The sequence below is a fragment of the Phocaeicola sp. RTP21359st1_B8_RTP21360_211022 genome (assembly GCF_040911965.1).
Lineage (GTDB): Bacteria > Bacteroidota > Bacteroidia > Bacteroidales > Bacteroidaceae > Phocaeicola > Phocaeicola vulgatus.
This window is the reverse complement of the sequence record NZ_JBDFXP010000043.1, coordinates 1-15482: the sequence shown is the minus strand read 5'-3', so window position 1 is coordinate 15482 and position 15482 is coordinate 1. Positions and strand designations below refer to the sequence as shown.

The 15482-nt window shown below is 39.1% G+C and carries 8 protein-coding genes and 1 pseudogene; 2 read left to right on the top strand and 7 right to left on the bottom strand.

Annotated elements, in window-relative coordinates; all coding sequences use genetic code 11:
• Positions 1-85: 85 nt before the first annotated feature.
• Together AB5062_RS18220 and rlmD are read right to left on the bottom strand one after the other, a co-directional pair.
• Positions 86-1012, bottom strand: a complete 927-nt coding sequence (locus tag AB5062_RS18220; protein WP_012055637.1) for an RluA family pseudouridine synthase — start codon at positions 1010-1012, stop codon at positions 86-88.
• A gap of 44 nt (positions 1013-1056) precedes the next feature.
• Entirely contained in the window at positions 1057-2478 is a 1422-nt protein-coding gene (gene rlmD / locus AB5062_RS18215; RefSeq protein WP_005840015.1) for a 23S rRNA (uracil(1939)-C(5))-methyltransferase RlmD, read from the bottom strand.
• A gap of 198 nt (positions 2479-2676) precedes the next feature.
• On the opposite strand from rlmD, the gene ppdK reads away from it, so the two are divergent.
• On the top strand, positions 2677-5397 hold the full coding sequence (ppdK, locus tag AB5062_RS18210) for a pyruvate, phosphate dikinase (RefSeq protein ID WP_008781549.1): 2721 nt from the start codon (positions 2677-2679) through the stop codon (positions 5395-5397).
• Positions 5398-5610: 213 nt separating this feature from the next.
• On the top strand, positions 5611-7107 hold the full coding sequence (locus tag AB5062_RS18205) for a phage integrase SAM-like domain-containing protein (protein WP_032953315.1): 1497 nt from the start codon (positions 5611-5613) through the stop codon (positions 7105-7107).
• A 108-nt stretch (positions 7108-7215) separates the two neighbouring features.
• Here AB5062_RS18205 and AB5062_RS18200 read toward each other — a convergent pair.
• The 5 genes and pseudogenes from AB5062_RS18200 to AB5062_RS18180 all read right to left on the bottom strand — a co-directional run bounded on the left by AB5062_RS18200 (position 7216) and on the right by AB5062_RS18180 (position 15401).
• Positions 7216-8873: pseudogene (locus tag AB5062_RS18200) on the bottom strand (IS1182 family transposase).
• Positions 8874-9197: 324 nt separating this feature from the next.
• Positions 9198-9473: a hypothetical protein gene (locus AB5062_RS18195; RefSeq protein ID WP_032953313.1), complete on the bottom strand. Its 276-nt coding sequence runs from the start codon at positions 9471-9473 to the stop codon at positions 9198-9200.
• A 473-nt stretch (positions 9474-9946) separates the two neighbouring features.
• The gene (locus tag AB5062_RS18190; protein WP_032953310.1) at positions 9947-10525 is read right to left on the bottom strand and encodes a hypothetical protein; all 579 of its coding nucleotides are present in this window, start codon (positions 10523-10525) and stop codon (positions 9947-9949) included.
• 11 nt (positions 10526-10536) lie between these two features.
• A complete protein-coding gene (locus AB5062_RS18185; RefSeq protein ID WP_057280407.1) occupies positions 10537-12312 on the bottom strand; it encodes an AAA domain-containing protein in 1776 nt (591 codons plus the stop codon).
• Positions 12312-15401, bottom strand: a complete 3090-nt coding sequence (locus AB5062_RS18180) for a hypothetical protein (RefSeq protein WP_368326931.1) — start codon at positions 15399-15401, stop codon at positions 12312-12314. Before AB5062_RS18180 ends, AB5062_RS18185 begins: the two co-directional genes overlap by 1 nt.
• Positions 15402-15482: the final 81 nt, after the last annotated feature.

Here is a 15482-nt window from a genome sequence, read left to right as displayed (position 1 = left end):
GGATGGATATTGCTTTTTTATTCTTAACCTCTGCCCAAAATAAAAGCAAAGAAGCCTTATATTTAATTTTAACAGAAGAAATTTTCTATTTTTTCTGCATTAATCCTTTAAATGCCGTAGGATAAGGAGTTTCAAACTCCATCAACTCTTTTGTTACCGGATGATAGAAACATAACTTGAAGGCATGTAACGCCAATCGTCCTAAAGGATCACACTCACTGCCATAGCGCCGGTCACCAACAACAGGGTGACCTAAATCCAACATATGCACACGAATCTGATTCTTACGTCCTGTTTCCAAATCCAACTCCACCAATGAATATCCATTGGCCCGCTTTATTGTTTTATAATGAGTGACCGCAAACTTACCTTCCCCATTATCTACAGGACTGGAACTGACATACAATTTCCGGTCGGTCAACCAAGACTCTACAGTACCGTAATCTTTCTCCATATCACCAGAAACGATAGACACATAACGGCGGTCCGTCACAATATCATGCCAATTATCACGTAAAGTATTCTGGGTTTTTTCATCTTTGGCATACATCATCAACCCCGAAGTTTCACGGTCCAGACGATGTACTACAAATACGCGGTTGAAACGATGTGAACGTTTTACATACTCATTCAAAATATGTTGTGCAGTACGCTCCTTCTGATGTTCTGTGCTGACAGAAAGCAGTCCCTCCTTCTTTTCCACCACCAAGATATAAGCATCCTCGTATACCAGTTTCAGCATCGGATGTTTAAACTCACGATTATTCTTCACCTTGGATATCTGCACTTTCATACCTGGTTTCAATGCGAAATTATATTGGGTAGTAATCACATTATCTACCAAAATCACGCGGTTGGCAAGCAACGCCTTTACCTTGCTACGACTGATTCCCGCCATTTTCCGCATCAGAAAATCCATCAGCTCAGCGGGCTCCGTCACATTATATATAGTATATCGGGCAACACTTCTCGCCTTTGGCCTGCCGGAATCACTATTCTTACCTCTTGACATAATTCTATTTACTGTTTAAACAATTTATAATTGAACTATCCGGATTATCCTCTTTTTTCCAGCAACACCACATTTTCCACATGATGCGTATGAGGGAACATATCTACGGGTTGCACGGCCATCACCTTGTATTTGGCATCTAACAAAGACAAATCACGTGCCTGGGTGGCAGGATTACAGCTAACATACACAATCCGCTGAGGTTCAGCAAAAAGAATTGTATTAATCACATCATCGTGCATTCCGGCACGCGGAGGATCAGTGATTATAACATCAGGACGACCATGTTGGTTGATAAACTCCTGAGTGAGGATATCCTTCATGTCACCGGCATAAAATAAGGTATTGTCAATGCCATTAATTGCCGAATTCACTTTAGCATCTTCTATTGCTTCAGGCACATATTCGATACCAATCACTTTCTTTGCCTGGCGTGAAACAAAGTTGGCTATGGTTCCAGTCCCTGTATAAAGATCATACACCAATTCTTTACCGGTCAATCCGGCAAAATTACGGGCCACCTTATAAAGATTATACGCCTGTCCGGAATTAGTCTGATAAAATGATTTTGCTCCTATCTTGAAGCGCAACCCCTCCATTTCCTCGAAAATATGATCGTTGCCTTTGAACACCATTACCTCCAGATCGTTAATGGTATCATTGCATTTGTTATTGACTACATATAATAAGGAAGTAATCTGCGGAAAACGTTCTGCCACGAAAGCCAGCAGTTGCTTCATCAGATCCATTTCGCTCTCTTCCACAATCTTGCATTGCAGCAACACCATAAGCTCACCCGTACTCGAAGTACGGATCATCAAGTTGCGAAGCATTCCTTCTTGAGAACGCAGATTAAAGAAAGAATAATTGTGTTCGTATGCATAGTCACGAATCGCATTGCGTATCTGGTTGCTGATATCATCCTGTAACCAGCACTTTTCTATAGCCAGTACCTTGTCAAATGCACCGGGAATGTGGAAACCTACGGCGTTCATCTGATCGTACTTCACATCTTCCTTTACCTCTTCCTCTGTCAGCCAACGTTTGTTAGAAAACGTAAATTCCAACTTATTACGGTAAAACTCCGTTTTTTCCGACCCTATGATAGGTGAAATTTCCGGCAATTCGATCTTGCCGATACGGGTCAGATTATCCGTCACCTGCTTTTGCTTATACTTTATTTGTTCTGTATATGGCAGACACTGCCACTTACAACCACCACATATACCATAATGCTGGCAGAAGGGTACTGCACGCACAGGAGAATACTCATGGAATTTCACAGCCACAGCTTCTGCATAATGATTTTTCTTACGCTTCACTTGTAAATCCACCACATCACCGGGCACTACATAAGGCACAAATACTACCAGGTCATTCACTTTCGCCAAAGCTTTTCCTTCGGCAGCTACATCTGTTATGGTTATCTTCTCTAATAATGGAAGTTCTTTCTTCTTTCTAGCCACTTTTCTGAATAAGTTAATTTGGGGACAAATTTAAGCATTTTCCCTGAATATTGCCTCATAAATCGTAAGATATTAAAATTGCAAAGTAGAAATTGCAATTTCCACTATTTTTTTTCAGTAAAAGGTTTGGAGATAACTAAAATATGTATAGTTTTGCGATTACATTTTTTGAGCGAGTTAACTTTAAATACATTTATTATGGATAAAAAAAGAGTTTACACCTTTGGTAATGGACAAGCTGAAGGAAAAGCAGACATGAGAAATCTGCTTGGTGGAAAAGGCGCTAACCTGGCTGAAATGAATCTAATCGGTGTTCCCGTACCTCCGGGATTTACAATCACCACAGAAGTTTGTAGCGAATATTATGAGTTAGGTAAAGATAAAGTAGTAGAACTACTGAAAGCGGATGTTGAGAAAGCTATCGCCAACATCGAAAATCTGATGAATTCCAAGTTTGGAGATGTAGAGAACCCGTTACTGGTTTCTGTACGTTCGGGTGCCCGCGCTTCTATGCCGGGTATGATGGATACCATCCTTAATTTAGGTTTAAATGACGAAGTGGTGGAAGGCTTAAGCCGCAAGACCGGACGCCCCCGTTTCGCATGGGATTCTTACCGTCGTTTCGTACAAATGTATGGTGACGTGGTATTGGGTATGAAACCGGTGAACAAGGAAGACATCGATCCTTTCGAGGAAATTATCGAAAAAGTAAAGGAAGAAAAAGGTGTGAAGCTCGACAACGAATTGGAAGTGGAAGACCTTAAAGAACTGGTTAAACGCTTTAAAGTTGCTGTAAAAGAACAAACCGGACAAGATTTTCCGACCTGTGCATACGAACAACTTTGGGGTGCCATTTGTGCTGTATTCCGCAGTTGGATGAACGAACGCGCCATTCTTTACCGCAAAATGGAAGGTATTCCTGCCGAATGGGGTACTGCTGTAAGCGTACAAGCCATGGTATTCGGTAACATGGGTGATACTTCGGCTACTGGTGTTTGCTTCTCTCGTGACGCAGGTAACGGTGAGGATTTGTTTAATGGCGAATATTTGATCAACGCACAAGGTGAAGATGTTGTAGCCGGTATCCGTACTCCGCAACAAATCACAAAAATCGGTTCTCAGCGTTGGGCAGAACGTGCAGGTATTTCTGAAGAAGAACGCGTAGCCAAATATCCCTCTATGGAAGAAGCTATGCCGGAAATCTACAAAGAACTGGATGCCCTGCAAACCAAACTGGAAAACCACTATCGCGACATGCAGGATATGGAATTTACCGTACAGGAAGGTAAATTATGGTTCTTGCAGACCCGTAACGGTAAACGTACCGGAGCTGCTATGGTAAAAATCGCCATGGACTTGTTGCGCCAGGGAATGATTGATGAAAAAACAGCATTGGAGCGTTGCGAACCTAATAAATTAGACGAACTGCTTCACCCTGTGTTCGACAAGAAAGCGTTGAAAGAAGCGAAAGTTTTGACTCGTGGTTTGCCCGCTTCTCCGGGTGCCGCTACCGGTCAGATTGTGTTCTTCGCCGATGATGCTGCTAAATGGGCTGCCGATGGCAAAAAGGTGGTCATGGTACGTATCGAAACTTCGCCGGAAGACTTGGCAGGTATGGCCGTTGCCGAAGGTATCCTGACTGCACGTGGCGGTATGACATCTCACGCTGCGGTTGTGGCCCGTGGTATGGGTAAGTGCTGCGTATCGGGTGCTGGTGCTATCAATGTAGATTATAAGACACGTACCGTAGAAATTGAAGGTATTACTTTAAAAGAAGGTGACTTCATCTCTCTGAACGGTACTACCGGTGAAGTATATAAAGGTAAAGTGGAAACCAAAGCAGCCGAAGTTTCAGGCGATTTCGCTGCATTGATGGATCTTTGCAACAAATACACCAAGCTGAATGTCCGCACTAACGCTGATACTCCGCATGATGCGGAAGTGGCCCGCGCTTTTGGTGCTTCAGGTATCGGTCTTTGCCGTACGGAACACATGTTCTTTGATGCTGAAAAGATTGTCGCTATGCGTGAGATGATCCTGTCACCGGATGTAGAAGGACGTAGAAAAGCATTGGCTAAATTGCTCCCCTTCCAAAAAGCCGACTTCAAAGGTATCTTCAAGGCTATGGACGGATGTCCGGTAAATGTTCGTCTGCTCGATCCTCCTTTGCATGAGTTCGTTCCCCATGATGCAAAAGGTCAGGAAGAAATGGCTAAGGCAATGGGCGTAACCGTACAGGAAATCAAAAAACGTGTGGAAAGCCTGTGTGAACACAATCCGATGTTAGGTCACCGCGGCTGTCGTTTGGGTAACACCTATCCCGAAATCACAGAGATGCAGACTCAAGCGATTCTAGGTGCTGCAATTGAACTGAAGAAAGAAGGATATGATCCGCATCCCGAAATTATGGTTCCCTTGACCGGTATCCTGTATGAATTCGAAGCTCAGGAAAAGGTGATCCGTGATGCAGCAGCAGCATTATTTGAAAAAGAAGGTATGGAAATTCCGTTCAAGGTAGGTACCATGATTGAAATTCCGCGTGCTGCGCTGACAGCCAACCGCATTGCCAGCCGTGCAGAATACTTCTCATTCGGTACCAATGACTTGACCCAGATGACCTTCGGTTATTCCCGTGACGATATTGCTTCTTTCTTGCCGGTATATCTGGAAAAGAAGATTCTAAAAGTAGACCCGTTCCAAGTACTCGACCAAAATGGTGTGGGTCAGCTGATTGAAATGGCTGTAGATAAAGGCCGTTCAGTTCGTCCTGATTTGAAATGCGGTATCTGCGGTGAGCATGGTGGTGAGCCTTCATCAGTGAAATTCTGTCACAAAGTTGGTTTGAACTATGTGTCTTGTTCTCCGTTCCGCGTGCCTATTGCCAGACTGGCCGCGGCACAGGCTGCAATAGAGGAATAATCTCTTTAAAATATTATTTTTATATCAGGCTGTAATTCACCGTTTTACGGTAGTTACAGCCTGATTTGCGCTTAGACGGTTCGTACATTTGACCGCAAAAAATGAGTCAAATAAACGTATTTGTTTTACTCTATGTTTACCCCAAAAATGGCCATGTTTACCCCGTTTACCCCAAAGTTTTCCCCATTGTTTTATCATTAAAATTTAGTAGGTATGACAACATTCAAAGCAACGGTAAAAAAGCCAAGATCAGATGGATTCTATACAGTTTACATCAGAGTCACACATCAGCGCAAAACAAGTTACATCAAGACTAACAAGATTATTGATCCGGCTCATATAACCAGTAATGGTGAGTTAACAGACCCGGTAGTGAATGAATATTGTGCCATAATCATACGCCAATATACAGACAAACTGAATCGTGTTGACGCTACATTTTGGGAACTTAAGGATGTCATAGAATTCCTTCACAAAAATGATGAAGAGACATGCTTCAGTGATTATGCGAGAAAGTTTATTTCGAAGATGGAATCTGAAGGGCATGAACGTAATGCAAAAAACTATAAACTTGCAGTCAATCATTTAGAACGGTATATAGGTACTACCAAAATCATGTTTAGCATTCTTACGACTTCTGTTTTAACACAATGGATTGACACATTGTATAAGACCAGCAGAGCAAAAGAAATGTATCCCACTTGTATCAGACAGATTTTTAAGAAAGCAATCATAGAATTGAATGACGAAGAACGTGGTATTTTGCGTATAAAATACAATCCATGGCTAAAAATTATAATCCCAAAATCAGACAATACACTGAAAAGAGCAATCAGTGCAGAAGCTTGTCGTGAATTCTTTAATCGTCCTCTGCCACAAAGTAAAATGGTATCTCCCCTTCCTGAACTCGGCAGAGATATAGCCCTGCTTTCATTGTGTATGGGTGGTATTAACACGATAGACCTTTACGAACTGAAAAAGAAAGATTATAAAAATGGTATTATAGGATATAAGAGAGCGAAAACAAAACATAGTCGTAGGGATGAAGCATACATGGAGATTCGTATTGAACCGTTTATACAGGATACATTTAATAAATATCTATCTACGGACCAAACAGATGAATATCTGTTTAATTTTCATAGTCGTTATAGTAATTCCGATAGTTTCAATGCTAATATAAATATGGGAATCAGGCGAATATGCCAAGATATGGGAATGTCCAAGGAGGAATATTATTGCTTTTATACGTTTCGTCATACCTGGGCAACCATTGCTCAAAACGATTGTGGAGCAAATATGTATGAGGTAGCATTTGGTATGAACCATAGCCATGGATTTAATATAACAAGAGGCTATGTAAAAATAGACTTTACTCCAGCATGGGAACTTAATGCAAAAATCATAGACTTCATATTTTTCAGTAATAAAAACAGTAAACAGAGTTTGGTTCGTAACTTTGAATCACCTGCAGAGAAAATGTTTCGTATTACAAAAAAGATGATGATATATGGAAGAGCATATTTCAAAGGCGAAGTTATTGCCGAAGTTACAGACATAGGTTTTGATACCGTTGATGATGTCATTTCAGCACTTGCCAATCAACTTCCTAATGACATACCCGTAGGATGTAACGTACAGTTCCGATTGACAAACTGTGATTCTCAAAAAGAAGCAGTATATGTCAGAAGTAAAGGTAAAGGATTCTAAATTGGACACATAGAGGGAACAATTATCCCAATTCATATCAGGAAGGTGTGTCGTAATGCACGATGCACCTCTTTTTTGTTCATCACTATACAAATCTGTTCATTTTCTTTAAGCTGCGATCTTTTGAAGATTTCTTTGATTTATGTGTTCCCAGCATCTAAAAACAGCAGTTGTAAGCTCATAAAACAGTCTAATCAGCCAGTTCATACCCTTTTTTGTCAGTTTTGCACACATCTTTTTTATATTGAAGGCAATGGCTAGGAAGGCAAAGTCCATGAAGACCTTGTCCTTTCCAAAATGTCGGAAACGTTTGTAGTTCATATTGTTTTTAATTTGTCCGAACACGGCTTCCGGTTCTATGCATCTCTGCCCTCTGTGTTTCAGTCCTTTCTCAGAGCAGAGCAGTTCTTTGGCTCTCCGCTTGTATTGTCTAAGCCTATGATTCAGTTCTATCGTCCTGTTTCCTTTTGCTTTAAAACAGCGGCATCGCAGGGGACAGCCTTCACACCTGACAGCTCTGTACCGTGCATTTTCGCTGACATATCCGGATGCGGTTTTCACATTCCTGGTGCCTATCCTCCGCATCCTTTGCCCCATAGGGCAGATGCAGAAGTCATGTTCTTCATTGTAGTAGAAGTTTTCGGCCTTGAACGGGTCCGGTTTGAATCTCGGCCGCTGTTCCATGTGGAAATAGTTGTACTTTACGTAGGCTTCCATGCCGTTTTCGGACATGAAGCGGTAATTCTCTTCGGAGCCATAGCCGGAATCAGCAACTACCGTATGGGCCATCCGGTCATACCTGTTTGAAAAAGATTGCAGGAAAGGAATCAGGGTCAGTGTATCCGTAGGGTTCGGGAAGAGTGCAAAATCGGTGATGAACTGATTTTCGGTGCCGATTTGAAGGTTGTAACCGGGCTTCGTCTGTCCGTTGCGCATGGCATCCTCCTTCATTCTCATAAAAGTAGCGTCCTTGTGTCCGTCTTGGAATAGGAATTCCTCTCTTGCAGCGTTTCCGGATGGCAGTCGTATTCCTGTAGTTTGTCCCTGTGTTCTTCCAGTTCCTTCAACTGTTTGCGTTTCTTTTTCAGTTCAGTCTTTTCCTCTTTCGCGGATGGCTCGGAAACCTGTTCCAGTGCATGACGCAATTCTCCTGCCATTTCAGTCAGCATGGCCGGAGTGAACCCAACCTCCTCATTGTTCTCTGATGACTTCTCCCGAGCAATGACATCGTCTATCTGCCCTAACAGGACATGTATCTTCTTCATCAGGCGTTCACGGTTCCGCTCAACCGTTTTTCGCCAGACGAAAGTGTACTTGTTGGCTTTGGATTCGATCTTTGTCCCGTCAATGTATTCCACATTCAGGCTGATGAAGCCTTTGGAAGAGAGAAGAACTACGGTTTGCGTAAACACCTCGTTGATTTCCTTCTTCACCCGGTTGCGGAAACGGTTGATGGTAATGAAATCTGGTTTCTCATATCCGGCCAGCCAGATATAATGGATGTCACGGTGAAGGAGCTTTTCAATTTTCCGGCAGGAGTAGATGTTGTTCATATAGGCATACAGAATGACCTTGAGCATCATCCTGGGGTGATAAGGGCTGCGCCCGCATTCCTTATACAGCTTTCTGAAACTTTCAAGATTCAAGCCCTCAACCAGGGCGTCAACCATGCGCACCGGATCGTTTTCTGCAATATCCTCATCAATTCTTTGAGGAAAAAGAACGGTTTGGTTGGGATTGTAAGGACGAAAATGTATCTTTGTCATAGTGAAATTCTTATGCCTAAAGATACAAAATCTTTAGGTAATAACAAAGCCCCAGCTTGTGAAAGTCGGGGCTTTGTGCGTAAAAAACAGAAGGTGTGCATTTTGACACACCTTCTTTATATCTTATTTTCGCAGCATTTCTGCAAAAATAAGATATACAGGCAGTTCATTCTGTTTGAGCTGTTGCAGGTCTCCTTTATTTTTATTCCTTCTTCAGAGATTGGCTTATTTGCATCACCCTTGTCAAGTGATTGTATATAAAATAAGGATAGCTTGAAACCGTTTTTAAAACACGTATGCCTTCACCATCAACATTTTTTGTCATTATATATTCAAAAATAGAATTAGCCAGTACACTATTACCCAACTTTTTAAAATTTGTGCAATAGCAGAAAAAAGAATGGTTACAATTGTCAATCTTTGCTGCCTGCCCATCAACAACATAAACAGATTCTTTACATGGTTTATCTTTTCTCCAACAAAAAGCATTGTCCACATAAAATATTGAGTTACTTCAATTTCATCCTCTTTAATATTAATATTGGAAATCATATCTTCCAAGAATTCTTTGTAATGCTTTTTCCCACTCCAAGGTGACATACCCGGTATTCTTTACACCAATCATATCACACAATGAACGATCTACAAGCCTAATAGATGAAATGTTGATTACACCTGAAGACATACTGGGCATGAATAATTCGCTTGATGACTTATACAAAAAAGAACGTGTAAACATTAATTGTTTTGGTTCTCTTACTATAAAGTGCTCAGGATTTGTTTATTCTGCGTCTTCTTACATTGGAAAGATAACTGGTAGTTGGATGCAGCCGTTTACATATTGGATTTATACTCAAGACAATCCCTGGTTTATTACAAGAAATGAAAAGCCCGGGTGTGAAGGTTGTTGTTTTTCATTGCTTTATGTCCGCCAATATCAATATACGAGCAATTAAATCTTATACCTCATATGTTTAAATATCGTTAAGACTTTGAACTTATAGCTTTTCCATTCAGGACTTAAAAGCCAAAGCGCATCGCCAGCTATTCTATACTGACGATGCGTTTTAATGTTATCTTACTGTTCTAACTTTCATACGGAAACCGGAAAACATTTGCTTAAACTCATATCCTCCGTATTTTGCATTTCTGTATTTCCATGTATTATATATATGTAACGTATTTGCAGTCGAAGAATCATCTGAAATCCATATATATGCATGCCATGTATCTACGTTACCTGTAACAGAGATATACCCAGTTCTATTAAAAACAAGCCTATTGCCATTTGGCCCCAAGAATGTTACTTTACAAAAATCATAGTAATTGTTTATATCGTATTCTATTTTACAACAATTAAACAATTCTTTACATTGTTCTTCAGTGGGAAGCTTTACATATAAGAGCTCGTCATAAGTATAGTCTTTGTACTTGCCATCTGCTTTTTCATAATCAGCTGCCCATAAAGTTCCACTAGGAAGCCCTAAATCAACATACTCCGTTTTTTCATCACGTAAGTCGGCAGGGATTTCCATTTCTCGGTCATGATAACCTGCCTTATAACCTTCAACAAAAGCTTGTGCTATTGCTTTTGTTATAGCTTCATTTGCCTTGCCTTCAGCAAATTTGTCTGCACGTTCTAATATATTCATACAAGATGTAATTAATTAATTATTTTTATGTTATCTGTTGGAAGTTTCAATACTTTGTTGCCGTTATATGGACAATAGAAAGAATAGTCTTGTTCCAATTTTTCCAAGTATTGCCTTACATTAATGTTCATCCTCGAATAATCTAAAATTTCTTTGTCAGTAATAATGATGGTTTGAATAATGGAACGACTTGTAGCGACGTTAAACAATCTTGGTTCTAATGATCTAAGATAGTTTGTATTGGGAATTACAAAAATACAAACATCTGTCGTTAGCCCTTGAACTCTAGCGACAGTATCTATAATGAGATTCGTATTCTTGATATGTGAGTTTATTGTTTTTTGCAATTCGCGCACAGTTTTCCTCATGCATGACAGAACTGCTATTTCCATTTTTGAATTATAGGAAACTAATGATGCAACAACTGCCAAAGTGAGCTTTAACGCAGATTCCGGGGCTAGATCCCCTATTCCCATATCTGTTTTTATAAGGGATGGCCCTCCTTCTTTGTGCATAAAAAACAAGTTTGGAATATCGGTGAATCTCATCTTTGATTTTGATGATAGATTTCCGTTATAAAAAAAGTTTGTATACGAAACAGCTCTATTGCACAAACGAAAGGATTCTGTTAGCTGATAAAGAGGCATCGCCCCATTGTTTGTGACTGCATCTAACCCTTCTACTAACCTTAAATAATTATTGTCGCGAATCTTTGACTTTTTCAACTGGACAACAGGCGGTAGCTGGTTCGTATCACCAACGAAGACAACTTGTTTACCTAGAAGTCGAGCAGCACCTAACATTGCAAGTAGTGCCTGGCTAGCTTCATCAACAATAACATAATCAAATGGGGTTTCACTTGCAAGTTCCGCTGCGACACCACTTGAAACGAAAAAAGTTGCTAACACTATACAACCTTTCTTTGGCGTAACATCTTTTTCCAATTGAAGTGAAGGTATTTCTTTACTTTCATCTGAAGTGATTTTTGTTTTATATACTTGCTTGTTCTGGATCATTTCTGAAAGACTGCTTTTTCCTGCAACTTCCATCAAAGCACGATTTGTAAGTGCTGTAACAAGCACAGATTTACCTTTAGCACATAAGTACTTACAAAGTTTTGCAATCTGATATGTTTTTCCCGTTCCCGGAGGTCCTTGTAACGCCAAAACAGGTGATAGGTTAAGCTGTGTATCAATAAATGATGCCACATCCCTGCTACCATCTAGAAGGATGGGTTCTATAGACTTTGTTTCTTCAAAATCTTGATCAATAATGCTTGAACAAGATAAAGTGTGATTATTAAGAACCAGCTGCTGAAGGTGGGCTAAATACTCGTATGGAGGTCTATTAGGTCCAAGCACTAATACAACTCCTGGAGTATCTTTTATCCATTCCGCAAATTCAAAATCAACTCCCTTAAATCCAGCAAGGATAAAATCGGGGTCATTTGATGTAGACATCCAAATGCAAATTGCTTCGGTATAGTTTGTTTTATTCTTTACCAAATCACCATATGTTCGATCTCCCCAATTTTTATAATTACGAAGTTCTTTATGAAGAGTCATACAATACAGATACTCTCCCTTTCTAGGTGTTGGTCTCTTTCGGGATAATTTGCAAATCATTTCTCCACTTTCATTGAAAGAGAGAAACTGTGCAGTGAATAATTCTGCAGTTTCTAATAGCATGTAAGAAGCTGACGTGTTTAATTTTTCGTTAAACTCGTCAACTTCTGCTTTCAGTTCATCTTCTAGAAACTGCCAATGTTTCTGTCTGTCGTATATCATTATTCAAATTCGTCTGAAGTGAGTTTCTCGTCTTGAGGTCTATCATCAAATGCATATTCCTTGTAGGTTGATGCAATTGTTGAAGGCTTAACGCTATTAAACTCAAAGTTTACCTGTTTAAAGAATTGTAGAATTTGGGCAAACTTAGAAACCTTATCAATATCATCAAGGTTTGTTGTATCCATTGTTAACACCAACTTATCTTGCCCCATAATCAAAGAGCGTAGATGTAACGGTGTAACGTCACGACCATCAAAAACCCATAGCATCGCATCGGGGCGCAGTAAAACTCCCCATTCCATAGGACTAATATATAATCGTCCCCATTTACAGCTCTTCACGACCAATGGTCGATTATTTCCTTCAGGATCAAATACACCTGGGATAATTGAAAATTCGCCAATGCCTTGTGTAAATAAATAACCTTGAGCCTCTAACAATCTTTTCACTTTTTTACGAGCGACTTCATTGTATTCCGGTCTTTCGTCACTATCTACATCATTACGAGAATTCGACTTCATATCCACATCATCTTTAGGTACAGGAAGGTTGTTTCGCAAACATTCGTTCTCTTTTTTAAGTTTCATAATTTCCTTTTGAAGATCAGAAATGTTTCTGTTAAACAACTTATAAACAAGCTCAGTTGTAAGACCTATATTATTGTTTGCCGCATGTAGGTGAAGTAGCTTCTGAAGCTCCCCTGCTTTATTTGCATAAATAATATCTGAACCATTATCGCAAATATCAGCGTCAACATATCTATATACAACATGATTAATGTATTCGTTCAAGGAAATCATCTTTGGCAAGGTACCATCATAAAGATATATTGATATGTTAGATTCTTCTTTCCATTCTTTATATCCATCTTCTCCGTATTGAATGCTTTCATCATTCAACAATTCTATGTCGAAAGTATCTGAAATTTTGATACCTGCAGCATTTCCTCGCAAGGTGTTTATACGATTTACGATAGTTTCAACAATGGAATAGTTCTCTTCAGTAAGAGGAAAACTTGTGTTAGTATTAAGCCACTCCAGTGTATTTTGCAAGAACATCTTGTTGTCACAGGCAGATACTTTGCCTGCATCAATAATATCATTTGAAGTGCTTACGAAATGCTTTCGCACAGTAACTATAGTGCTAGAGTCTATCAATACACCCATTGCTTCCATAGTAGCTAAATTTTGTGCATCTATTTTGCACCAGTTTTCTACCTCTGATGGCAGCTTTTCGTTTTCTAATGCGTATATACAAGGATATATACAGCACTTAGGAGAAAAGCCTAGTTCATTACTATAATCGTTCCAATTTACGTTAGCAAAGGCTTCTTTATTAGACAAATACAATGACCGTAAGTAATCTAACAAAGAAATAACTTTCTGATAATCATATTTCTCATCTTCTCCCTTAGTACATATCCCTTTGGTATTGAATTTTCCTTCTGAAATCAAAGGTAGTTTGACGAATGAACCTGACGTAGGAATCTCCATGAATTTTTCAATTCCCGCATACTTTCCATCAAGCAAATAATTCTTGGAAATAAAAGGTTTATCAACAAGATAGAACAATCCAAAGTCTTCTTTCCCTTCAGCATTTATCACTTTGATTGAACTGCTTGACTTGGATTCTTTTGAGAACATAAGTAATACAAAAGCAAGCTGTTGGGCATTTTGTAAAACTGGATAATTATCTTGTACATTCTTGAGAATTGCATTAACGTCAGCTTCACTTGTAATTCCCAAAAGAGCTTTAAGTTTATCTCTGTCGGCACCAAGTTTAGTAAACTTATCAACAACCTCATTTACAATAGCTGCATTCTGATTTTCATTTGGTAATATTGATGATAATTCAAAAGGTTGTTTGCCACCTTCAACAGTAAACTTATCTGCCACAGTATCAGGTATATCCTTATAAGTATATTCATCAGTTCCCTTAATGATAATCATTTTCTCATAGAAAGCTCTACATTCATCCTTTTTTAGAACTTTAGAAGCCAAGTCAAGAATCTTGAATTCAAAACTTTCCGTATCTGTTGTCTTGTTAAGGTCAATAGTTACAGATGAAAGCTTCTTTACGAACTGTGCTCTAGATTCACCTTTGACAATATCTATGAGAATACCTTTATGTTCATCAACGTCCTCTATATATGTTAGTAAAGCAGAATGTAAATCTTCACCGCTCACAATGCCTTCGGATTTTTTATAATCGTCAAAATCGTCTGGTAACAGATACATCGTTCCAGCACAATTCTTTTCAATAAACTCACGAGTAGTTTTTGACTGAGAATAGACTTGGTAACAATCATTACCATGCGCACACAATTTATATCCGTTATCAGTATTTACAATGACAAAAGAAGTAAAGAATGTTTCCTTATGCAAAGCGCATAACTGCAAAATACTTACAATGTCGTCTTTGTCAACTTCTCCAGCTTCGCTCTTTAAGCTTAGATTGCACAGAGACTTTTGACTTGTAACAAATGGCGCTTCATTTAGATATGACAATATACTTTTTTGTGGTAATGTCATTCCAAATAAAGTAGTCATTGCATTTTGCAAACATGCGTATTTACTAGAAATAGATGCGAGACAATCGTTGTAGAATAAGTAACTTGTATCAACATAATCTCCCGATTCACCAAAAATATACTTCTTACCTGTTAATGATTTATTATGTTCTGCATCTAAGTCATACAAAGATTTAACCTTTTGATAGAACAAATCCACACCTTCAGTTGGTTTAATCTCATCCCATTTTTCAAAAACAACATCATGATAAATATTTTTTTCTTGAATAAGATAAGTATCAAGTTCTGAGAAATAGTCTTCTGTACATATTTGAAAAGCACTAAGCCAACTTGGAACCACATAACTTCTACTGAGCATGTTTCCCAATTTTACATACTCACCATTGTTGTTACGGCAAAGGCATAATCCTTTTATGGAAGATTCACCAATACCTTCAAATTTTATGGTTGAATCCGTAGTAGCAAAATGTAGTATAAGTTTCTTTTTCTCTGCTAACGAGAGATTATTCGGATTTAATTTATTTGAAATTCTCTCAAATACATGTGCATCTGTTGGCATGTTGAAGAGGCTGTCTCAAAATGAGACGGCCTTTTTTTGTGTTTGCAAAAAAATCGGGCAAGTCCTAACTTCGCTCAGTCA